Annotated in this window: 22 protein-coding genes; 5 read left to right on the top strand and 17 right to left on the bottom strand. The window is 34.8% G+C overall.

Going from position 1 to position 23,298, the window contains the following annotated elements; translation table 11 throughout:
• Positions 1-39: 39 nt before the first annotated feature.
• Positions 40-534: a hypothetical protein gene (locus DIT68_RS05180; protein ID WP_109358740.1), complete on the bottom strand. Its 495-nt coding sequence runs from the start codon at positions 532-534 to the stop codon at positions 40-42.
• 201 nt (positions 535-735) lie between these two features.
• On the opposite strand from DIT68_RS05180, the gene DIT68_RS05175 reads away from it, so the two are divergent.
• The 4 genes from DIT68_RS05175 (at position 736) to DIT68_RS05160 (ending at position 4,770) form a co-directional block, all read left to right on the top strand.
• Entirely contained in the window at positions 736-1,665 is a 930-nt protein-coding gene (locus DIT68_RS05175; protein ID WP_109358739.1) for a metal ABC transporter solute-binding protein, Zn/Mn family, read from the top strand.
• Between the two features lie 7 nt (positions 1,666-1,672).
• Positions 1,673-2,410 carry a metal ABC transporter ATP-binding protein gene (locus DIT68_RS05170; RefSeq protein ID WP_109358738.1) on the top strand — a complete coding sequence of 246 codons (738 nt, stop codon included), beginning with the start codon at positions 1,673-1,675 and terminating at the stop codon, positions 2,408-2,410.
• Between the two features lie 82 nt (positions 2,411-2,492).
• Complete coding sequence (locus DIT68_RS05165; RefSeq protein ID WP_109358737.1) at positions 2,493-3,617, top strand: metal ABC transporter permease; 1,125 nt, start codon at positions 2,493-2,495, stop codon at positions 3,615-3,617.
• Positions 3,610-4,770 carry a metal ABC transporter permease gene (locus DIT68_RS05160; protein ID WP_109358736.1) on the top strand — a complete coding sequence of 387 codons (1,161 nt, stop codon included), beginning with the start codon at positions 3,610-3,612 and terminating at the stop codon, positions 4,768-4,770. The genes DIT68_RS05165 and DIT68_RS05160 overlap by 8 nt, the downstream gene beginning before the upstream one ends.
• Positions 4,771-4,837: 67 nt before the next feature.
• Here the strand turns inward: DIT68_RS05160 and DIT68_RS05155 are convergent, their stop codons facing one another.
• The 16 genes from DIT68_RS05155 to DIT68_RS05080 all read right to left on the bottom strand — a co-directional run bounded on the left by DIT68_RS05155 (position 4,838) and on the right by DIT68_RS05080 (position 22,133).
• Positions 4,838-6,010: a hypothetical protein gene (locus DIT68_RS05155; protein ID WP_109358735.1), complete on the bottom strand. Its 1,173-nt coding sequence runs from the start codon at positions 6,008-6,010 to the stop codon at positions 4,838-4,840.
• Positions 6,011-6,082: 72 nt separating this feature from the next.
• A complete protein-coding gene (gene rlmF, locus DIT68_RS05150) occupies positions 6,083-6,976 on the bottom strand; it encodes a 23S rRNA (adenine(1618)-N(6))-methyltransferase RlmF (RefSeq protein ID WP_199223376.1) in 894 nt (297 codons plus the stop codon).
• 202 nt (positions 6,977-7,178) lie between these two features.
• Entirely contained in the window at positions 7,179-9,590 is a 2,412-nt protein-coding gene (locus DIT68_RS05145) for an alpha/beta hydrolase family protein (protein ID WP_109358734.1), read from the bottom strand.
• A gap of 279 nt (positions 9,591-9,869) precedes the next feature.
• The gene (locus DIT68_RS05135) at positions 9,870-10,253 is read right to left on the bottom strand and encodes a DUF3037 domain-containing protein (RefSeq protein ID WP_109358732.1); all 384 of its coding nucleotides are present in this window, start codon (positions 10,251-10,253) and stop codon (positions 9,870-9,872) included.
• A complete protein-coding gene (locus DIT68_RS05130; protein WP_109358731.1) occupies positions 10,243-11,022 on the bottom strand; it encodes a HipA family kinase in 780 nt (259 codons plus the stop codon). Before DIT68_RS05130 ends, DIT68_RS05135 begins: the two co-directional genes overlap by 11 nt.
• A gap of 45 nt (positions 11,023-11,067) precedes the next feature.
• Positions 11,068-12,174: a GTPase gene (locus tag DIT68_RS05125; RefSeq protein WP_109358730.1), complete on the bottom strand. Its 1,107-nt coding sequence runs from the start codon at positions 12,172-12,174 to the stop codon at positions 11,068-11,070.
• Between the two features lie 44 nt (positions 12,175-12,218).
• Positions 12,219-13,295: a CNNM domain-containing protein gene (locus tag DIT68_RS05120; RefSeq protein WP_109358729.1), complete on the bottom strand. Its 1,077-nt coding sequence runs from the start codon at positions 13,293-13,295 to the stop codon at positions 12,219-12,221.
• A gap of 141 nt (positions 13,296-13,436) precedes the next feature.
• Positions 13,437-14,552, bottom strand: coding sequence for a DUF2914 domain-containing protein (locus DIT68_RS05115; protein ID WP_109358728.1), 1,116 nt, complete (start codon positions 14,550-14,552; stop codon positions 13,437-13,439).
• 156 nt (positions 14,553-14,708) lie between these two features.
• Positions 14,709-16,388 (bottom strand): T9SS type A sorting domain-containing protein, encoded by a 1,680-nt coding sequence (locus tag DIT68_RS05110; RefSeq protein ID WP_146194127.1) that lies wholly within the window; start codon positions 16,386-16,388, stop codon positions 14,709-14,711.
• A 139-nt stretch (positions 16,389-16,527) separates the two neighbouring features.
• A complete protein-coding gene (locus DIT68_RS05105) occupies positions 16,528-17,151 on the bottom strand; it encodes a porin family protein (RefSeq protein ID WP_109358726.1) in 624 nt (207 codons plus the stop codon).
• 52 nt (positions 17,152-17,203) lie between these two features.
• Positions 17,204-17,374, bottom strand: coding sequence for a hypothetical protein (locus DIT68_RS16290; protein ID WP_158276113.1), 171 nt, complete (start codon positions 17,372-17,374; stop codon positions 17,204-17,206).
• Between the two features lie 332 nt (positions 17,375-17,706).
• Positions 17,707-17,982 carry a DUF6934 family protein gene (locus tag DIT68_RS16510; RefSeq protein WP_394336374.1) on the bottom strand — a complete coding sequence of 92 codons (276 nt, stop codon included), beginning with the start codon at positions 17,980-17,982 and terminating at the stop codon, positions 17,707-17,709.
• A gap of 177 nt (positions 17,983-18,159) precedes the next feature.
• Positions 18,160-19,347 carry an enoyl-ACP reductase FabV gene (gene fabV / locus DIT68_RS05095; protein ID WP_109358725.1) on the bottom strand — a complete coding sequence of 396 codons (1,188 nt, stop codon included), beginning with the start codon at positions 19,345-19,347 and terminating at the stop codon, positions 18,160-18,162.
• A gap of 177 nt (positions 19,348-19,524) precedes the next feature.
• Entirely contained in the window at positions 19,525-20,775 is a 1,251-nt protein-coding gene (locus DIT68_RS05090) for a Kelch repeat-containing protein (protein WP_146194126.1), read from the bottom strand.
• Between the two features lie 28 nt (positions 20,776-20,803).
• Positions 20,804-21,553 (bottom strand): hypothetical protein, encoded by a 750-nt coding sequence (locus DIT68_RS05085; protein WP_109358723.1) that lies wholly within the window; start codon positions 21,551-21,553, stop codon positions 20,804-20,806.
• 37 nt (positions 21,554-21,590) lie between these two features.
• Positions 21,591-22,133, bottom strand: coding sequence for a hypothetical protein (locus DIT68_RS05080; RefSeq protein WP_109358722.1), 543 nt, complete (start codon positions 22,131-22,133; stop codon positions 21,591-21,593).
• Positions 22,134-22,714: 581 nt separating this feature from the next.
• On the opposite strand from DIT68_RS05080, the gene DIT68_RS05070 reads away from it, so the two are divergent.
• Positions 22,715-23,278: a fasciclin domain-containing protein gene (locus DIT68_RS05070; protein ID WP_109358720.1), complete on the top strand. Its 564-nt coding sequence runs from the start codon at positions 22,715-22,717 to the stop codon at positions 23,276-23,278.
• The last annotated feature ends 20 nt before the right edge of the window (positions 23,279-23,298 follow it).

The raw sequence follows: 23,298 nt of genomic DNA, 5'->3' as shown, positions 1-23,298 counted from the left end.
TTCAAAGCTATTTGTAGTTTTGATTGCGTTCTACTCCTCTTAAACAGCGTCAAATCCTCCACATTCAAAATCTTCACCTTCCTCTTGACTTATTTTGTTTAATGTGCAAAGTACCTTTTGACTTTTGAGAATAAAGTTTTTACACGAAAGGCACATTTTGGGAGTTGGATATAAATCAGGATCGATGATTGTTCCATCATCATCGCGATAATTTCCTTCACCTAAAAAGTCGAGACTAAATTCTCCCCAGTCATCAACCGTGAATGCATCTGCTTCTGTGTAGCAAGGCAGAGCACTGTCAATCTCGTAATGCTTTGTCGGTAAATTTTCTCCTGTCAAACACTTGTAGCAACCGTTTCCCAATGATGCTGATCCGATAACCCAAATGTCGTTTCCGCAAGAACACCTCACGTTATTTTTGAAATCTGTTATTTTCTGATCTAAATTGTTTCGTAATTCTGCCTCATTTGTGGATGGGTTATTCAATAAATGTAAGGCTACATACTCTTGTTTTGAAATGGGTGTAAAATTCATAATATTTTGATTTTAAGTGGTTATTCTAAATTAAGATAGTGAAATAATTGAGTTTTTGAAAACTTATTTAATGTATAATTAGATTTTATTTAAAGATTACGATTCTTTAATTCCAAGAAAGAAGCAGAGATCATAAATTCCCTGTAAATCCAAACTCCATCTTCTATAATTTCCGTACATTCGCAATAAATATTTAGACGAATGAAAATAATTTCAATTTTAGTTCTACTTACCCTGCTTTTAGTGAGTTGTAATAATAATACAGACGAAGGACTTCCAGTAAAGGAGAATAAAGTCTTCAGTATTGTAACAACAACGACTATGATAACTGATTTAGTGAAGAATATCGGTGGAGATAGCGTTGTTGTTCATGGTTTGATGGGGGCTGGTGTTGATCCACATTTGTACAAAGCGAGTGAAGGTGATGTGAATAAACTTTCCAACGCTGATATGATTTTGTATAATGGTTTACATTTGGAAGGGAAGTTGGTTGACGTTTTTGAACGAATGGAAAAACAAAATATTAATGCTATTGCGGTGACAGATGCACTGAGTAGTAAATTCTTAATAGGATCAGAACTTTTTGAATCGAATTATGATCCACATATTTGGTTTAATATCCGTTATTGGGAGTTGATTACCTTATTTGTAGAAAAGCAGCTGTCTGATGCTCTTCCAGCAAGTAGCGATTATTTTAAGGAAAATGCCCAAGCTTACCTCAGACAACTTAAAATCCTTCAGCAAGAAGTAGCTGATCAAATAGCAACTCTTCCCGAAGATAAACGCAGATTAGTTACTGCCCACGATGCTTTTAACTACTTTGGCAAAGCCTTCGGTTTCGATGTTGTTGGATTACAGGGTTTATCTACTGCCACCGAAGCAGGAGTGCAGGATGTTCAAGAAACGGCAGCTTACATTATAGAACATAAAGTGAAAGCTATATTCATAGAAAGCTCTGTTCCTAGAAGAACTGTTGAAGCGCTTCAGGCTTCCGTAAATTCAAAAGATCATGATGTTGTTATTGGAGGAACTTTATATTCTGACGCTTTAGGAAATCCAGATACAGAGGAAGGAACTTACATCGGAATGTTCAGGTATAATGTGAAAACAATCGTTGATGCATTAAAGTAAAAAATCAATGAAAGGAAAAATAGCAGTAAAAGTAGATGACCTCACCGTAGCTTACAACTATAAACCCGTGCTTTGGGATATAGATTTACAAATCCCCGAAGGTGTTTTGATGGCCATTGTTGGTCCAAATGGAGCGGGGAAGTCAACACTGATAAAAGCTATTTTAGGAATTATAAAACCTATTGCTGGCAGTGTTAGCATTTTCGGTAAAGCTTATACATCTCATCGAAAACACGTGGCCTATGTTCCCCAAAAAGGAAGTGTAGATTGGGATTTTCCCACCACGGCTTTAGATGTAGTTATGATGGGAACTTACGGAAGTTTAGGTTGGATTAGACGACCAAGCACCAAAGAAAAGAAGAGTGCTCTGGAAGCACTTGAAAAAGTAGGCATGCTTTCGTTTAAAAATCGTCAAATTAGTCAACTTTCTGGCGGACAACAGCAGCGTATTTTCTTAGCTCGTGCCTTGGTGCAGGACGCTTCTATTTATTTTATGGACGAACCTTTTCAAGGGGTGGATGCTACAACAGAGGTGGCGATCATCAATATCTTGAAGGAACTCAGAAAAGCGGGTAAAACGGTAATTGTGGTTCACCATGACTTGCAAACTGTTCCCGAATATTTTGATTGGGTAACATTTTTGAACGTAAAGAAAATTGCAACCGGTCCAGTTAAAGAAATTTTTAACGACGATAACTTGACAAAAACCTATGGTATTAATTATAAGGTGAGCATTCAGAAATGAAAGAAATATCAATAAACATTTTACAGAGATACAATGTAATGACGTTTTGAAAACGTCCTGTTTATTGAATAATTGAAAATTAATGGGAATAATTGAATACATACAATTGGTGTTTAGTGATTACACTTTGCGTACCATCACGCTGGGAACTGCTATTCTAGGAGCGGTCACGGGAATGTTGGGTAGCTTTGCTGTATTGCGAAAACAAAGTTTGTTGGGGGATGCCATTTCTCATGCTGCATTGCCTGGAATTGCCTTAGCTTTCTTGTTGACAGGAGCTAAGGATTCAAACGTTTTGTTAATTGGAGCTTTAATTAGTGGATTGATTGGTACACTTTGGATTAGAGGGATTACGCGAAGAACACACTTAAAGTCTGACACCGCATTGGGACTAATTCTATCTATTTTCTTTGGTTTTGGAATTCTTTTGTTGACTTACATTCAAAAGCTGCCCGATGCAAATCAAGCGGGATTGGATAAATACTTATTTGGTCAGGCAGCTACTTTGGTGGAAAGCGACGTGTGGCTAATGGCTTTGGTAACGGGCTTAAGTTTAGTCGTGCTTTTACTGTTTTGGAAGGAATTTAAGATTTTGCTTTTTGATAAAGATTATGCACAAACTTTGGGTTTTAATACCAAGTTTATCGATTTTCTTATTACCACTTTTATAGTTTTAGCCATTGTGTTGGGATTGCAAACCGTTGGAGTAATATTGATGAGTGCAATGCTTTTAGCTCCGGCAGCTGCAGCTAGACAGTGGACCAATAGTTTGGGAATGATGGTTTTTTTGGCGGCAATTTTCGGAGCCAGTGCTGGAGTTTTTGGAACCGCCATTAGTGCAACTCAAAACAATCTCTCCACAGGTCCCGTCATTGTTTTAGTTGCCTCCGTTTTTGTATTGGTTTCATTTATTTTCTCTCCAAATCGTGGTTTATTATTTAAGCGCATTCGATTAATTAAAAACAGAAATGATTTAGAACTGCAAAAAACCTTGTCATTTATGTACCATATTGTGGAAGATCATGATGATATTTCTCACCCTCATGCGATTAGAATTTTAAATAATTTTAGAGGATACAGTAGAAAAGGATTGAGAAAATTAGTCGATAAAAACTATGTGAAACTAGAAGGTGATATGTGGAGAATGACTCCTAAAGGCTTTGCTGTTGCCAAGAATTTGTATAATCAAAACGGGAAAAATGACTGATGCACAAATTGAAATTCAGTTGATTGCGAGTCTTGTGGCTGTTGCTTGCGCGATTCCTGGAACTTTTTTGGTTTTGCGAAAAATGGCGATGATCAGTGATGCAATTAGTCACTCTATATTGCCTGGTCTTGTAGTGGGATTCTTCCTAACGCAAGATTTAAATTCACCTTGGTTAATTTTGTTTGCGGCAATTACTGGAGTTTTAACTGTGGTTTTAGTAGAGAAAATACAACAAACCAAATTGGTGAAAGAAGATACTGCTATTGGACTGGTGTTTCCCGCATTATTCAGTATTGGTGTAATCATGATCGCACAATACGCCAACGATGTTCACCTTGATGTTGATGCTGTTTTACTCGGGGAATTGGCTTTTGCACCTTTCGATCGAGTGTATTATGGAGATATGGATTTAGGACCAAAATCCCTTTGGGTTATTGGAAGTATTTTAGTCCTAACACTCATTTTATTGTTTGCCTTTTTCAAAGAATTAAAGATGAGTACCTTCGATGCAGGGCTGGCTACCTCCCTCGGATTTTCGCCTATTGTAATTCATTACGGATTGATGAGCGTGGCATCAGTAACGACCGTTGGTGCTTTTGATGCCGTTGGAGCAATTTTGGTTGTGGCATTGATGATCGCACCAGCAGCCTCTGCGTATTTATTGACTACCAATTTAAAGAAGATGATTGGCTTGGCGTGTTTTTTCGGTGTTTTCAGTGCTATTTCTGGATACTGGATGGCCAATATTCTGGATGCTTCTATCGCAGGAAGCATCGCCACAATGTTGGGATTAGTATTTTTAATGGTTTATTTATTCGCTCCAAGCAAAGGCTTTTTTGCAGTTTTATACCGTGAAAAACAACAGCGCAGAGAAGTTTCATTAATCACTTTTTTGCTGCATCTAAAAAACCATATTGAAATTGAAGAACGCCATGTAAATCATCTCAACGAACACATTAACTGGCAGAAAGTCCGCAGTAAAACCATTCTTTCATTGGCTCAAAAAAACAATATGATTAGCATTTCAAATGATGTTGTTTCTTTAACCGAAAAAGGGGAGGAGTTCACTTCAAAAGCAATTGAATATATCTTAACCAATGAAGATAGTTTGATAGAAGATATGAAGGAGGATTTCTTTTTGTTTAGGGGGTGATGCACTCAAGCGCTGACTAGAATCTGCTGAGAACGGTAGAGTTTGGTGTGTTAAAACGAAATCAATCTTACATTTGAATTTTTTCGCTAATGTTTTCTACAACTATTCCGTCTTGAATACTGTATTTTCTACCCATAAATTTGAATGTTTCTCCTTCTGATTTACCGATTAAATCATTAAGATCTTCCTTAATTGTGTGTATAGATCCACCAGTTGCAAATGCAAGGTTTAAATACTGTACATTCAGTCTATATTTTGTTCCGCAAAGAACGATGCGAACAGGAGTTTTAACTTTAGAAATTAATTCATGGTCTCTAAAGTCCGATAAATTATCAGCAATTAAAATAATTTCTTTAGCTTTTGGATTTTCTTTTTGTGCTTTCAAAAGGGCTTCGATGTCGTTTTCCTCCCTATCACCACTGCATCCAAAGGAAACTGAGTGAAGTAAATTTTCCCTGAACTGTTTATATTCTTTGGTTTTAATCGTATGAATTCCTCCTGTAATTCCAATTGCTTTTTGATTATTTGGCATTCCATCGCCATCATTGAAAAGGGCAATATAAGCCTCTTCATTTTTATTCATTTTCAACAAAAACCAAAAAGCCATTTGTTCCATATAGGGATACATACTGCAAGTAACATCTGCTACAATAACAGGATTAATCCAATTGTTTCGTTCAAATGCTTTTAATACAACTGGGTCGTCTCTAAATTTCTTTTCTAATTCTTTGTCTGTTATTTTTTTATCATCTTTTATAGGTAACGCAGCGTATTCTTCTTGTTCAATTTTATTCAACAATTGACCTTGTTCGGGCTGGTAATAAATTACAGCTCCATGAAACATCATTTTTGCTTGAGATTCGCTACTGCAATACATTTGACGAACGATGCTCCAAGTTATCCCTCTATTTTTAATTATATCGGGGCGAATGCTCAACATGTTTAAGATGCGTTGTTTGTTTAATTCAGTAATATCCTGATCTTTTGGATAGTTTGTGTACACTAAATCAATTTGAATTATATTGGCATTCTGCAAGACTTTTTTATCCATCACAGACAGAATTTTAGCGCTACCATAATGCATATTTACAACAGCGGTTTGGAGATGTGTACCTGAAACACGATAAATCCCTGCTTTTTTATCTCCTTGATGGATAATGTCATCAATCGTTCGATGCGCCTTTTGAGCAAAAATACAAGTTGAAAAAAATATAAAAGTTAGGATGGCTATTGTCTTCATGTTTCTGTCTTATAGGTTCAATTATAAGTATAACATTAAATCGTACAATAGTTACACTATTAATGATTACACTTAAAACCTCCAAGCCACAACCCGCGTCACCTTATTCCCAGTTCCCATCGGAATTTCTTTTACCTGCTTCGCTCCAATTTTTTCTAGGGCGTTTAAGATTCCTTTCATGTTGGATTGCTTAGAAACTAAAGTGGAAAACCAAGTCACGTTTTTGGCAAAGACTTTACTTTGTTTGATCATCGTATGAATGAAAACATATTCTCCGCCTTTGAAAATCAATTCGTTTGTTTTTCCTGCGAAATTAAGTTCTGGAGTTTTGCTGTCTTTTCCTTTCAGATTTTTGACTTTCCTACGAGTTCCTTTCTCTGCTTCCTCTCTTGAAGAATGGAATGGTGGATTACAAATGGCGATGTCAATTTTATCTTCTTTTTCAATAATTCCAAATAAAATATTTAATGGATTTTCTTGAAGTCTTAATTCAATTTTTCCTTTTAATGAAGGGTTGGATTTTACAATATTTGCAGAAGAGGCAATAGATTTCGGGTCAACATCCGCTCCAATGAAGTTCCAGCCGTATTCTGTTACGCCAAGAATTGGATAAATACAACTCGCTCCAACACCAATATCTAAACAAGTGATTTTATCTCCAGTTGGGATTTTTCCATTATTATTTTCTGCTAATAAATCAGCAATATGATGAATATAATCAGCTCGTCCTGGAATTGGCGGTGTTAAATTCTGCGCTGGAAAATCCCAGTTTTTTATTCCATAATAATGATTCAGAATCGCTGTATTTAGAAACTTCACTGCTCTAGCATCAGAAAAATTAATTGAGTCTTCCCCAAATTTGTTGGGTTGAATATGTTGTTTCAACTCAGGTTTTGCTTTCACTAATGCAGATAAATCATAACGATTTACATTTTTATTGCGCGGATGTAATTGTGATTTTGACACTTTATTTGAATGTGTTATTTGAATGAGATTGATCAATAAAATAGTTTGTTTATTGATAACTTTTTAGGTTCTAATATTCTAAATGGAATCCTTAAAAGCACAAAGATAAGTAAGTAATTGTGGATTTGTTTTTTTCATTTGGTTATCTTGAATTAGAGGTGATATTAAATGAATTGCCTCACTACTCTCCACTCAGCATTCCCTACTTATTCTTAACGTACTTTTCCAACCATTGATCTTGCTCCCACAATAAATGCAGAATGCTTTCTTTGGCTTTGTATCCATGACTCTCTTTTGGTAAAACCACTAATCTTACGGTAGCTCCCAAACCTTTTAAAGCATTGAAATAACGCTCACTTTGCATAGGATAAGTTCCGGAATTATTGTCGGCTTCTCCATGAATAAGCAATAAAGGCTGATTCATTTTATCGGCATTCATAAATGGTGACATGGTATTGTAAACTTCTGGTGCTTCCCAATAATTTCTTTCTTCACTTTGGAATCCAAAAGGCGTTAATGTTCTGTTATAAGCTCCACTTCGCGCAATTCCTGCTGCAAATAAATCACAATGCGTAAGTAAATTAGCCACCATGAATGCACCATAAGAATGACCTCCAACAGCAACTCTGTCTCTGTCGATATAACCCATTTCGTCTACGGCGTCTATTGCAGCTTTTCCGTTGGCAACGAGTTGTTTCACATAAGTATCGTTCGGTTCTTCATCGCCTTCACCTACAATTGGGAATGCAGCATTGTCTAGTACGGCATAACCTTTAGTTACCCAATAAATCATTGAACCATAATAAGGGAAAGTGAATTTATTAGGGTTTTGTGTGTTTTGGCCCGCACTTGCTGAATTTTTATATTCTCTTGGATAAGCCCAAATGATTAATGGTACTTTTTCCTTCTTTTCTTTATCATATCCAACAGGCAGATATAAAGTTCCTGATAAATCTAGACCGTCGTCACGTTTGTAATTTATTACCTCTTTGTGCACATTTTGAATGCTTTTAAATGGATTTTCAAAGAAGGTGATTTGCGTGAGTTTCTTCCCTCTTATATTTCTGAAAAAGTAGTTAGGATATTCTGTTGGCGATTCTATTCTTACCAACATGCGTTTACTTTCTGGATCAAAATCTCTTAAACTTTCCACCTTGTCCGTGTATTCTGACTGGTAAATTCTTTTCTTCTTTAGGGTGTTGAAATCCAATTCATCCAAAAATGGAAATTGACCTTCGGCAGAGTGACCTGCTCCCAAAAGATAAGCTTTGTTGTTGTTTAATGCCAACACACTTTCTCCAAATTGATTTCTTTTCGTTACAAAATTACCCGGATCACTGTATGCATCTTGGTAACTTCTGTCCCTGATTACTTTGGCTTCTTGACTGTTGTCTGAAGGATTGAAAAGGTATGTTTTGGTGTTTCTTGTATTCCACCAATAATCACTTGCAATGGCTGTTGAGTTATCTCCCCATTGAATTCCACCCATGCGATTAATTGTCTTAATCAAACTTCTTTCATTGCCGTTAAAAGGCGCATCCATTTCGAAAGTTTCATCTCTAAACGGAACTTCATTTTCAGGATCTCCGCCGTCCAATGCCTTGGTGAAAATTAAAGTGGCTGCTTTGTCGTTTCTCCAAGAGAAATTTCTTTTTCCGGTACGAACCGCCATAAATCCTTGTGGAAGGTCTTCGATTAAAGGAACTTCTAAAACTGTTTCTACTTTTTTACCTTCTTTTGTGTAGATTGTAGTTTTTGAAGGGAATCTGTAATAGGGAACAAGGTAGGAGAAAGGTTTTTCCACTGTTTCAATCATTACATAATTTCCGTCAGGCGAGAAGGAAACCGTTGTATAAATATCGTCCGTCAACCATTTTTTACTTGTACCCTCTAAAGTTACTTGATAAAGTTCAGCGCGTGCCAATTGTTCGAAGTTGTGCTCATCGCTTTTGTTGCTCAATAAATCTTGGTAGGTTCTATTTTGTGCTTTCTTACCGTCATTTACAGAAATTGTTGGCCCCTTTGGAACAGCTGTTTTCGTGTTGATTAAATCTTCTTTTTCAGAAGAAACCATTTTAACAAGGATAGATTTTCCATCAGCAAACCAGTTTATGGCGTCTCCAATATTCGCATTGAGATTGGCGTCTGTTAATTTTATAGCTTTTGCCGTTTTTAAATCTAAAACCCAAAGCTCAACACCATTTTCTGTGGTGTGTGTAAACGCTATTTTTGTTTGATCTGGTGACCAACTAAAGTTTGTCAATCTTGGATTTTGTGGCAAAGCTTCCACTTGAATTCTTTGGGTGTTTTTAGATTTTAAACTTTTAATTTCAATATTGTTAAAGTAATTCACTCGGCTACCGATGTTGGTTTTAGGATCAATTCTTAAACCTCCCAATCGTAATTCTTCTTGAGAAAGTTCCTCAATTGAACCATAAGCATTTCTAGAAACTAAAATCATATAGTTTTTAGCTTCGTCCATAAAAACACTCGGTGCTCTTTGAACATCAACTAAATCTAAAATTTCTTGTGATGGTTTTTGGTAGCTAAGTCCTTCTTGTGCGTTGAGCGCTGAAAAGGAAAGAAGGATGAATAAAAATGAAAAAAATCTCATATTACTGACTTTTTAATTGGTGAAATATTTATTGTGCTTCTAAAATAGTGATTGTAAATAGATTATTTGTTGATTCTCTTTTGAATCTTTGACTTCAATTGTGTTTTTACAATGATATTTGAGGATTTGCAAATCGTCCCAACATTGTATCTTCGATTGGGAATTTTCTTTAGAAACCTACAAATTAACAAAATTCGTAATTGATTATTTCCAACACTCTTCTTTCTTCCTCCGCGAACCTTTGGCCCTTTGCGAATCTCCGCGTAATTCTTTTTTTTTCTAAAGTACAAAGCGTTCAAATATATCCTCCAATTCTTTTTCTGGATTTTCACAAACACCAGTGTGAGTAGGCGAACTTTGAATAATCGTACTTCTTGTGGCAACTAACCAACGGAATCGATTTGGCATTTCCATTTGTGCAATGGCATTATTTTTTGGTTGCGCATTACAAATGTCTTCCCAAGCTTTTAAGTAATTTTCTAATTCTTCTTTGGTATGTTCACTTTTGAAAGCAGAAAGTTTGGCTTCGTCTATATGAAATCGCATCGCTATAAATTTCTTTGGTTTGGAATAAAGAATTGCTCCAATATTAAAAAATTCTCCACGTTCAACGAGCGGTGAGAAGCGGATGATGGCGTATTCGTATATATATCTATCTTGCATCTTGAGCTTCTTTTACGAGTAAATCAATTAATCCCAATTTTGCCATCATATACTCAAGATATGCTGCACGTTTTTCATCTGGATTGAGGGGGTCTTGTTCATCTTCCAACCATTCTTCTGGAATAGCTTGAATTATCGTTTTAACTTTTTCTTCACTCAAATCTTTTTGAATTTTCTTTGCTGCTTCCTTTAGTTTTGTTGCTTTTTCTAGTAAAACATGATCTTTTATCATGGGGAAGCTGCGGGTAAGATGGTTTTTCCAGTTGTCCCAATTGTGGTGAAAATAGAAGCTTGCTCCGTTATCAATGATCCACAATTCTTTTTTCCAGATTAATATATTCGGGTTCTTTGTTGTTCTATCAATGTTAGAAATCAAACTGTCTAGCATCACAATTTTAGAGCACGTCATGGCATCAACCTCCGAAACCAAAGGGTCGTAAGTGATGGCAGAAGATAAGAAGTGCATTCCCAAATTTAATCCTACGCTGAATTTTAACAAATCTTGAACTTCCTCATCGGGCTCCATTATAGAAAAAGAATCATCGAGATTCATAAAAACCAATTCCGGCATTTTTAGTCCAATAGCTCGAGCCAATTCACCACCAAGAAATTCGGCTATAAGGGCTTTTTTTCCTTGCCCTGCACCTCTAAATTTAATGATATAAGTAAATTCATCGTCTGCTTTTACAAGACCAGGCATCGAGCCTCCTTCACGTAAAGGGCTTATGTATTGAACGACATTAACCGTCCGTATTTCCAATGTTTGCATCATGTGTTTTCTTTTGCAATATTTTAATCCTTTATCTAAAGAAAACTAGCTAAAAACCGAAGCTTTCAAAGCCTCATAAGTTTCCACAGCAATTTCCTCTGCATCTTTTATCATGTCTTTTCCAACCCAGGAGGTCATTTTGAAACCTATTCCTGCGGCAATGGCTTGTCCTACAAAAGGAACCCATTTTGATGCACTTTTTGTGACAATGGAGGAACTTACTCTTTTCAGTAAAATCATAATGGCTTCTTTTCCTCCGTATTTTGTGGTGTATTGAAGAACGATTGAAGCGATTGCTTTGGCGCTTTTTTTATCTAAAAACTGTAAGTTGAACTCTTGGTGTTCTTTGTCAAGTCCATAAATAGAGGAGACTTCTTTCGACATTTTCACCAAAATTCCAATGTCTACGCTGATGTCTACACCAGGAATTGGATTAAGTCCATTAGCTGCTGCAATGGCCGAGTGTCGGGTAACAATTTTCTCAGCTATTCTTTTTTTTTCTTCTAATATTTTGTTGCTGGTAATATTGATATCTGCAATAAAACGCTCCTTTTTAAAGTCATTTAGTGAAAAAAAAACATCTTCTAGCAATTTGCTAAAATCATATTCTTTGGGGTAATCCGCAGAGGTTAAGTAAATTCCTTTAACGTCAATTCCTTTTAAATTTTCAGCAATGTTGTCTCTTACTTTTTTGAGTGTTTCACCTTCCGGAACTCCTCTTTTCATTCCTCTTTCGATAGCGAAATCAATTTTTGTGCGTACCGTAAATACAGGAATCTCTATTTTAATTAGTTCTTTGATTAAATACAAATCATCTTCAAAAAAGCGATCTGATGTGACCAAGATTACACAATCGAATTCCTGAACATTGAATGCTTCTATGTATCCTTCTTTTGGGAATTTTGACGTTGAACAACCTGGTAAATCATAAAATAGCAGTCCATTGCTTTCTATCGGTTCATTCACGTTCATGGTGGTTTCTATCTCACCCACTTCAGCAATATGTTCTCCAGCAATTGCATTAATCATAGATGATTTTCCAGTTCCGCTTCTTCCAATAATTCCGCATTTGATTTTAGCGTTTTGGTAACTTTCTAAATCAGCTTTTAGTTTTTTTATGACCTCGTTGGGGTTCATTTTATCGAATTCCATGTTTATAAAGATAGTGATGATTTGTTAAAAAAGTGGTGCATGTTTTAAGATTTATCATCATTTCCTGTGTTTTTCAAATCGTCGATTAAATCATATTTCACTTGTCTTTTCTCCCATCTTTCTCGGGCGTATTTTTGCATATCTGTGACTGTATCCTTTTCGTCCATTATTTCCAAGCCCAGCAATGTTTCTATAATGTCTTCCATCGAGACAATACCGTCCATTCCACCATATTCGTCAATGATTAACGCGATATGGTCTTTCTTTTCTAGCAAACTTTCCCAAAGTGAAAAAATAGCGGTAAAATTGGGTACTTTGAGGATGGAGTGTTTTAAATCTTTTAGTTTAAGTTCTTTTTTTCCCTCAGCTAAGTTTTCGAAAACTTCTTGTCTCAAGACGTATCCAGTTATGTTTTCATTATTTTCGGAATAGACGGGTATTCTTGAGAATTTTAGAAACTCCTTATGTTTAAGGAACTCAAGTAAACTCATGTTTTCATCAACAGTGGCCACAACCACCCTGGGCGTCATAATTTCCTTAACTTTTATATTCTTAAGTCTAAGAATGTTTTGAATAATTTTATTTTCCTTGTTCGAAAACAAACCTTCTTTGGTTCCAATGTTGGTTAATGCCGCTATTTCGGCTCTACTTGTAGTGCTTTCGTTTCCTTTTTTGGAAAATAATTTTGTAATTAATGCCGAGATCAATACAAAAGGGTAAGTGATGAAAATTGTAATTTTTATTAGCTTGTTGACTGGCTTGGTCAAAGTACTCCAGTATTGAGCACCTACGGTTTTAGGGATTATTTCAGTGAGAAACAAAATCAATAAAGTTAAAACTGCCGAAATAACCCCAAAAGCAGCTTCTCCAAAAACTTTTACTGCTTCTGCACCAACACCTGCAGCACCAACGGTGTGTGCAACTGTGTTTAAGGTTAGAATAGCAGATAGAGGTTTGTCTATATTTATTTTTAAATCGATAAATGATTTTGCCCAAGCTTTTCCCTCGTTCTGTTTTACAATAAGGAAAGATTGTGGGGTAGAGAGTAAAACTGATTCCATGATTGAGCACAGAAATGAAATAAATAAAGCAATAAACAAATAGACAAATAAGGCTACCATGTAGTTTGAATTTTAGAATATCCTAAAAGTACTAAATCTATAAAAATCGAGGGCTGAGGAAATCAAATTAATAGATAAGATAAGTTTAATTTAACAGATATTCAGAGGGAATTTAAAATGGAGTCTTCCTGATATAGAAAATTAGAAGCTCCTTTCAATCATTCTTTTGGGTTCTTTTGTGGAATCAATAATAATTTCGAAATCTATTATTCCCAGTACTAAATTCTCCTCTGTAACAACATCTACTTTCCAAAAGCCTGGCTTTACATTACTTTTAAAAGTATAGCCCCTAAAACCATCATCTCGACCACCTGTTATTTCGTAACCAATATTATCAGTTATTTCCCATTGTTTTGTGCTTTCATTGTACCATTTCCATCGGTGAAATATTGCCTTAGAAATCTCAGTGGGTGCAAAAATTGAAGTAAATACATAAATATTTTCGTTTTCTTGATGAATGTATTTTATTCTGTGATCTCGCCAAAAAACAAACCAATCGTCTCTTTCATAAGTCACCAAATACTCACCATTGTGTTTTTGAACGTTATGCGCCACCATTCCAGAATCTAAGGCCAGTGGAACAGGAGGGATGAGGTTGGTAAAATAAAACAGATTGATTGTCGCATACATCGTTAAAATAATTCCAAGCAATTTTTTTATTCGAATTTCAGCCCTTGTGCTAGGACTTTTTTTGTAAATAAAGGCGATTAAAGACAAGGTGGTGAATAAACTAATTATTCCTGAAATAAGAAAAATGGTGGTGTTCATTTCTCTTATGAAAACTGGAATCATGAAAGTGAAAAAGGTGAAACTAACGAAGAAATACACACTGAATTGTAAATATTTATTCGAAATACGTTTCTTAAGCATTTCATTGGCAAATAGTAAAGCCACTAGAATAACGAAAAAAGTAATGGTTTTGGACAGGGAAACACTTCGCGAGAAGTAAATGACATAAGCACTAGAAAGTCCACCAAAAGAAAACTGAATAGCCAACGGCAAATAGATTTGATACTTCTCTAACAAGGTGTTTTTCCATCTTCCATCATCCACGCGATTATATAAATAAATCACAATGCTTAGAAAGGTCATGTGAGCACAAAGAATACTCAAATCATAGACCCTGTCTATGCGACCAAGAGTTAGCGAATCGAAAATAAATCCTCCGATAAAGAATATAATAGGTGCGTATTTATTATTTCTTCGAATAAATTTACGAAAGCGACTATTCTTGAATTTCTCTACTGTTCTTCTCATGCGTTTTAGAATGGATTGAAAGTAGCGAAAAACATTGTAATAATGAGAATTGGAAAATGATTTTAAATAATTTTAGGAGTTATTGAGAGTACTTTGATTCAAGGCCATTTTCTTTCATTTCCTAGCGTAAATCTGCATGTAATTTACAGTCACTAATTAGTTTTTTAAGAACTGCTTTCTATAATTCAAGTTTCCATCTTTAGAACTCAACTGCAAAACATACATTCCGGAAGACAACTTGCTGACATCAATTTGCTTTGCGTTTACATTTCCATTGTCGATTAAAACTCCTTGCATGTTGATGATTGAATAGCTCAAATTTTCTTTGTCTAATTCAATATTTAGAAATTCGCTCGCAGGATTTGGATAAATTTTCACTTCATCGATTTCATTTTCTAGTAGATCAAGAGTTCCAAAAATAATTTCTTCGCAATAATTGTCATTTGGAACGTTTAAATCTGTTTTGGAATTTGGATGACTGGTGTAAACACAAATATCCAAGGAAATTGTGCTATCGGTAAAATAGTAGGTGTTGTTGTGCATAAACCCTAAGGAAACCCACATTGAGTCATTAGGAGCCAGATTTAAGTTTTCGAATTGTTCGGTGTAATAAGTATAACCGCATACCCCTGGACTTATTTTATGGTTAATTCTACAACTTTCTAGGGTCTTATTTCCATAGTTTTTAATCATCACATCTGCCCACAATTTGATGGTGTAAATACCTTCAAATCCTGGATTGTGGATTGCAGAAACTTGCGTTTGTTGAATATCTACAATTCCAATATCTGTTGAATTTATTACTGCATCTTGAGTTGATTCACGAGAAAAATCTAAGTGGCGAATGGATTTATAACTTGTCAGATTGAAATTGATTGTTGTGGTAAAATGAATATCATTAAAATCCTTTGGCTGGTCAGCATCAATTTTTGCTGGAATTGCAAGAACATCATTTATTGCCAATTGACGATTTACTGTTAGAATAAACTGGTCATTTACTCCTTGACTAACAAATTCTATTTTATTATTTCCAACTTTGAGATTTGAATAACCATTATAGCCAGCAATAGTAGAACTTTCAATAGTTTGGAAATTCGTGTTAAAACTAAATATACTGTCAGAAGTTAAAGCGTAAAGTGTATCGTTGAGTACCTCCATATCTTTTACCCTACTGCTAAAATCAACCGAGGAAATTGTATTTCCATTGTTGTCAAACCCGAAAATTGAAATTCCATTATGCGCAATTTTACTGTATCCTGTAAAGTTGATTATACTTTCTAAATAGGTCTTATTTACGTTAAGCGTGTCTAAAAAAATGCCATCATAATTTAATGTGTAAATGTTTGATTCTTGTGGAGAACTCCTGCTAATGCAGAGTTCATTATTTTGTCCTAATGAAAGACCAGTCATTTTGTTGTCATAATTATCCGAGTCTAGAAAGTTTCGGTTCCAAATGAGCGCACCACTGGCATTGTATTTTTGTAGAAAGTCGAAGTTATCATCTCCATAATCACAGCCTGGTCTTGCGTGACCTAAAATATAAACACCACCATTTTCAGAGGGAATTATTTCCATTCCTCTCAAGTATTCAACAGATTGAAGCGTAATTGGAGTGTTCCAAACTATGTTTCCAGCAGTGTCTGCTTTTATTAAATCACAATACGTGAAAAATCCAGAAGAACTCTGTTGTTTTATAAAGTAGGAAAACTCATCAATGACCACAACGTTTTCAGAAACCTGATTGTAGTCATCATTCAATGCGATTTCTCCGTTTAAACCTTGTGAAAAGCTAGCTAGAGAAATCAATAAAACGGAAATTAGAGTTGTAATTTTCATAGTGAGTGTTTTTTGTTGCAACTTTTTAGTTAACAAGTTTCTTTAATTCTTCACTAATTTACACAAAATAAACAATAAACAATAAACAATAATTTTTCATTTAAGACCTTATTTTTTGAATTACAGGTTGATAGGTGGTCTATAATTCCATTACCATTACGAGTCCAATGGAGTTCATTCTGCCTAACTTTTGTTTATCATTTATCACCAGTAGATTTTTAACAGCTGACCATTTTGTCAAATCATATTGCAAACTGTAATTGAATCCAAGGTGAAGATTTTTATATAACTCATAGGTCAGACCAACGCCAAGTTGCGCACCGAAGTTCCAGCCTTCAAAGCTGTTCTTAATGGTTGAATTTAAGAAGCGGTGCTTTTCTTCTAAAAGATAATTAGCATAAAACCCAAAGTTGGGAATCATGCTCAAATTTTCGTTGAAAGTGTAGTCTAAAATAGCAATGAAAGGAATTTTCAAGAGTTTTCTTTCATGATGGAAGTTTCCGTTTGAATTAAAACCATCACCAGATAATTCGTTCAATCCTACTCCTGTGGCGAGCCCCAGTTTATGGGTAACTCTGTATTTTACTAGGACTTCAGCATTGTTGCTGTTCATGTTGTAATTGGGGTCTTTGTCGTTTTCCATTACGCCAAATCCAATTCCGCCATAGGCCAAAAGATTAAAATCGTAGTGTTTTATTTGGGTGAATGAAAGGTTGATAATGGAAAGGAAAGCGAATAAAAGATAGTATTTAATTAAATTCATTCTATATTTTTTACATGGTTAAGATTTAATAAGAATGAAATAATAGATGTTATTAAATTGGAAGTGATTTAATCTTACTCAGTGTTATTTTTGCTAGTTCTACTTTTTTTGGAAATAATTCTTTTCCTTTTAATTCAAGAGCAACTCTAGCTAGTCTTTCTTTTGTCGATTTTGACATTGAATTAGCTTTTTTAGTTTTAAAATTTTGTTTTTCCTGTTCCATTTTTTTCAAAAGTTAGATTTGAATAATGTGTAGATTAATTAAAAGAATCAACTAGGTAAAGATAATTCATTTTTTTGATACACCAAAATTCCAAAATACTCACTATTTGGAATATACTTAACAAATTCAGGATTTTTTCCACTAGTGAAACCAAAAAAGACATACTCTTTGCTCAATTCATTGAAATTTTTGTCAACGTAATATTATATGCTTTAATTCTTCTGTTGTGATTTTTACAAATTAGGCCACATTTCTTTTTACAAGTGATTTCACATTTATCTTTAAAGTCCTCCGCGCTATCGCTTCCTTGCACCCAAATCGCAGCTTCATTGTTAATCGCAAAAAAAAATAGGAATCGTATTTAAAACAGTATTGAATACTTTTCGCATATCTCCATTATTACTATTAATGTCATCAATTAGTAAACCGCTTTTTTCATTAAAATCTCCGAATCCTAAATTGTAAACTTTTCTACCTGAAATATTTCTAATAAAGCTATACTCTATGGCTTTTACAATAGTTCTCACTCCTTTGCTCTCAAAAATAAACTGAGTGCTCAATGAATTGTTATTTAAAACTTGAAATTTATATGAATGAATATTATTCAAAGGTTAGGTCTTGTATTTAAGTTCTGATGAATTTAACTAGTTTAAATTCACTTGATTTAATGGCGTTATTACATAAATATATGAAAACGGATTGATTTAGCTTTAAAAAAACACAATAAAAAAGCACCTAAAATATAATTTAAGGTGCTTTCGTATAATTTAATATTGATTTTATCCCTACTGTAATCCAGCAATTTTTACAACTTCTTCTGTCTCTTTTGAATAATCAACTTCTTCGAAATTAAATCCGAAAAGGTGGAAAAATTCATTTCTGTATCCTTCTAAATCACTTAGTGACATCACGTTTTCAGTATCTACTTTTTCCCAAAGTTCAGCCACTTTCTCTTGAATGTCATCACGCATTTCTAAATCATCAATGCGTATTCTTCCTTCTTCATCCGTTGGAACTTCATCCAAGAATAATCTTTCAGTGTATAATCTGTGAATTTGTTCGATGCATCCTTCGTGCACATTATTGTCTTTCATTACTTGGTACAACAATGACATATATAAAGGTATAACCGGAATAGCAGAGCTTGACTGAGTGACAAGCGCTTTGTTAACAGAAATGTACGCTTTACCCTCAATGTCTTTTAATTTATCCGTGATTTTAAAAGCCGTTGCTTCCAAATGGTCTTTGGCTCTTCCAATGGTTCCATTTCTATAAACTGGCTCTGTTAATTTTGGTCCAATGTATGAGTAAGCCACAGTTTTAAAGTCTTTAGAAAGTAGATTTTCTTTTTTCAAAGCATCAATCCACATTTCCCAATCTTCGCCACCCATTACGGTCACAGTGTTTTCGATATCATCACCTTCTGCTGGAGCAATGCTTACTTCTTTCACTTCGCCAGTATGAAAATCTACTGTTTTATTCGTGTAAGTAGATCCAATTGGTTTTAGTGAGGATTTGTAGCGAACGCCCGTTTCTGGGTGTGTTCTCACAGGAGAAGCCAAGCTGTAAACAACCATATCTATTTGACCTAAATCCTTTTTGATTAAATCAATCGTTTGTTCTTTTACCTCTTTTGAAAATGCATCGCCATTTATGCTTTTTGCATATAATCCTTCCTTGTGCGCTAGTTTTTCGAAAGCGGCGGTATTGTACCAACCTGAAGAGGCTGTTCTTCCTTCTGAAGGCGCTTTTTCAAAAAAGACACCAATCGTTGATGCTTCAGAGCCAAAAGCACTCGTAATTCTGGAGGCTAATCCAAATCCTGTGGAGGCTCCAATTACAAGAACTCTCTTCGGACTTTCAATTTTTCCCTTCGATTTTATGTATTCAATTTGATTCAATACACCTTGTTCACAGCCATCTGGGTGAGCAGTTGTACATATAAATCCACGGGTTCTTGGTTCAATTATCATATTCTGTTATTTTGTTTTATTGTCAATGTATATTCGAAATAAGCGGTTTTGTTGTTTGAGCATCTAAATTTAAGAATTATTAAAGGAAGAAAATGTTCTTAAATTTAAAAAAAGAAGATTGTTCTTTGGTTTAGGCTTTTTTGAAGGAAGCTGGGCTATTTGAAATGCACCCTCATTTCACAATTTCACAAATTTCATCTGATTTGTATGTTCTCTATTCAAAATGTTTAGCGTATAAATTCCTTTTGGTAATCCGCTTAAAACTATTTGGGTTTTGCTTTGCGTGATTTCCTCTTGTAGAATTTCTTTTCCCAAGCAATCAAGAACAGAAAAAACAATTTTTTGATGGGATGAGCAATTTTCAAGTTCCAAATTCAAAATATCATTGCTTGGGTTTGGGTAAATTTTTACAATTGGCTTTTGCTCAGGAAACTGATGAGTAGAAAGGGCATTAACATATTTCCAAGTTTCCTTTAAACGAATATTTTGTGGATCTATTCCTGCGGCATAAAATAAACTTGTACCGTCGTTAAAGCTCATTCCACCTCTTCTTCCAATAGCAGGCAAAACGTCAAGGGCTTCCCAAGTGGATAGGTCTAAATTATAACGCCAAATATCATCAGCGTAATTACTAATAGAATCCATTCCTCCCATGACAACTAATTTATTCGACAGCCTGTTCAGAGAGGAATGTGTTCTCCCATTTCCTGGAAAAACCGAAAGTAGAGACCAAGTGTCTGCGCTAGGATTGTATTCATATAGTTCATTGTGGAAATGCTCATTTTCGTCCGTTCCGAAAATTAAATAACCTTTATCGTTGGATGCTGCACCAGAACCGCGGTATCTTGCTCCAAAAGGAAAATCGGATTTCTGTTGCCACGAATCAGCGCTCATATCATAAGCCCAAACTTCATTTATTGCTAAATCGTTCATTGTTCGCCCTCCAATAAAATAGGCGATATTATCAATGACAAAAGAAATACAGCCCCGTCTTCCCATACTTGGCAAACTGGTTTTTTCTTTCCATTCGTTTTGACTGGGGTCATACATCCAAAGATCATTTAAATAATTATTGCCTTTTAATCCACCGAAAACAAATCCCTTGTTGTTATTTGAAAATCCAGAAGCATATTGTCTTTCTTTACCTGCAGGCATTGCTGCAATTGCAGACCAAGTTTCAGAATTCATATCAAAGGCATAGAAATCGCGTGTGGCAGACCAACCCACTTTGAAGCCTGTTCCGCAATAGGCTTTACTTCCTATGATAAATGAAGTTCCGTCATCTCTCTCTTCCGCAGGAAAATCTGCGACTTGAATCCAAGATTGAGCGTTTAGTGCTAAGCAAGAAAATACAAAACAGATCGTGAGCATAGCCTTAATCCTATATCTTTTGATGAAACTTGATGTTGAAAGGAGCGCTACGATCACATGAAATGGTTTAAATGAAAAAGTTTATTTAGGGATTAAAAGTATAAGTAATTCCGAGAGACGCATAATGGAATAGGGAGAAATTGTAAACTTCGTTGTTATCTGCTCCTCCTTCAAGAATTCTATATCCTAGGCGAAAATCAAAATTGTTGGAATAATTATAGCTTACCGCCAGCTGAATATCCTCCGCTCTCCCTTGGGGTGCTGCCAAAGCATCTCCTTCTAAAACTAATCCAAATTGATCTGTTAATTTGTACCATAATCGAAAATTAATAATGGGCACAAATCCAACATTTGTTTTAATGGAATTTAAAGTTGCCGAACTCAGTCCAATACCGGCGTCTCTAATTTTGGCTGTAAAACCTAATCCGAATTTAAATTTTGGTCTGTCTACAATTCTATATCTATAAGTGAGTCGGTAAGAATTGAATTTATAGGTGCTGGCGAGTACTGTGTTGGATAGAAATGTTTTGCCATTAAAAAGAATGTCTTTTTCAACTTTTCCTGTTCCAATTGTTTTTAGAGGAGCATATAAAAGTGAGAATGTATGTCGCTTTTTTAACGTATAGTTGGCTCTAATTCTAATAAAACCAGTTGTTGCTGACTGAATATCATCTTTCAAAGAGAAAAAAGTTCCTTGGTCTCCAGGAATACGCACATCGTTATAGCCTGTAAATAGTGCGCCCGTTTCCGCGTCTAATGCAAATTGCGCTTGAATTGAATTGCTAATTAGAAAAAATGAGACTAAAATATAGAAAGTGATACCTGTTGTTTTCATTGCTTATTTTAAATTGATTCTCTATGGAGTAAAATCACTATTTATAAAAACTAATACTCACATTTTCAATCATATCATACAATCCTTCTTGGGTTTGAGTGGCTGAAACTAATTTCACTAGGCGCAGTCCTTCTGGAATTTTGGCTGAAAAACTACCAGCATAATTAGATTGACCAATGAGTTGATTGTCAACATAAATAGCGTATTCTTTTTCCATGGTAGAGTTCGGATAATTATTAATTCTCAATGAGTGTTTGTAGGATTTCAATAAAAAATCTTTTTCAACTGTAGAGGAAGCTCTGTTTTTATTTCTATGGGAATTCAGCCTAACTGTATAAACTCCGTCAGGTAAAGTAATTCCGGTAACTATGTTTGGATTTGCGCCTTCAAAATATTGCAATTCATCGCCAGCGTTATTTAAAATTGTCCATTTGCTATTTTTGTTATTTTTCGACAAGTTCTCGTAAATCAAAGCTTCGCCTTGGGCATATTCATATTTTTTAAGATTAAATTCTGATTTAGGTTTAAGACAAGCAAATAGGAATAAGGGCAAAAGGAATAGTAAGCAGTACTTTTTCATGGCTATGTGTTTTGGAGTGAAATTAAACAAAAATAACTGTGCATCAAAATTATTTATCAGCAGACATAGAAAGGGGAACAATTGCTTTAGAAACTAATTCTCACTCGCTTAATTGCTTTTTTGGTAAATTCAAGTTGTAAAAACCAATGACAAACCGCAGTAAGATTTAGTCTTGATTTAATGCCAATCAATATCCATTATTATTAATACTTCAAACTTCTCGGAATTACTTTAAGACTTGAAAAACGATATGGCTTGTATTGAGTAAATGTATTTCAAGGCTTTTCGAAATGCTTAGTAAGGCCTTTTAAAGTTATGTTATTCTTTCGAGGAAATAAAATACCTACCCCTACCAAAAAACGAGAACTGATGAATTTGGATGGGCCACAATGGCTTTATTGGATTTTTTAATAAAAATAAATCCAATTTATATTGTTGTTTTACAGGGTTTTGCGTCTATTTTTCAATTTAATTTCAATTTAATTTCAATTTATTTTCATTTTTTGAAATCCAAAACTCAATCCGGTGCGTATGTCTCGGCAACAAACAGAAATTATTTAACAAATACAAAAAATTAAAACATGAAAAGATCATTCAAAACAATCGGATTAATTGCAGGATCAATATTCTTAATGGGAACAGCATCTTATGCACAAGAAACAGTAAAAGTAGGAGGAGAGGAAATGTTCCCTCAAAAGAACATTGTAGAAAATGCGGTAAACTCAAAAGACCACACCACTTTAGTTGCAGCAGTAAAAGCCGCAGATTTGGTAGCAACTTTGCAAACAGAGGGCCCCTTCACAGTATTCGCACCAGTAAATGATGCTTTTGAAAACCTACCAGAAGGAACAGTTGCAACCCTATTGAAGCCAGAAAACAAAAAGACTTTATCCACAGTATTAACCTACCACGTAATCGCAGGAAAATATGATTTTGATGCAATTTCAGGATTGATCAAAAAAGGAAAAGGTGCGGCAGATTTAAAAACGGTTTCTGGTGGAACATTGACTGCGCAAATGAACGGAAAACACAACATTACACTTACAGATGAAAATGGAGGCGTGGCAAACATCACAACTTACGATGTTTATCAATCAAACGGAATAATCCACGTAATTGACAAAGTGGTTTTACCAAAAATGTAATATCCAATACCTTAATATAG

The sequence above is a fragment of the Brumimicrobium oceani genome, assembly GCF_003143775.1.
Classification (GTDB): Bacteria; Bacteroidota; Bacteroidia; order Flavobacteriales_D; family Crocinitomicaceae; genus Brumimicrobium; species Brumimicrobium oceani.
This window is presented reverse-complemented; position numbering and strand designations above follow the sequence as displayed.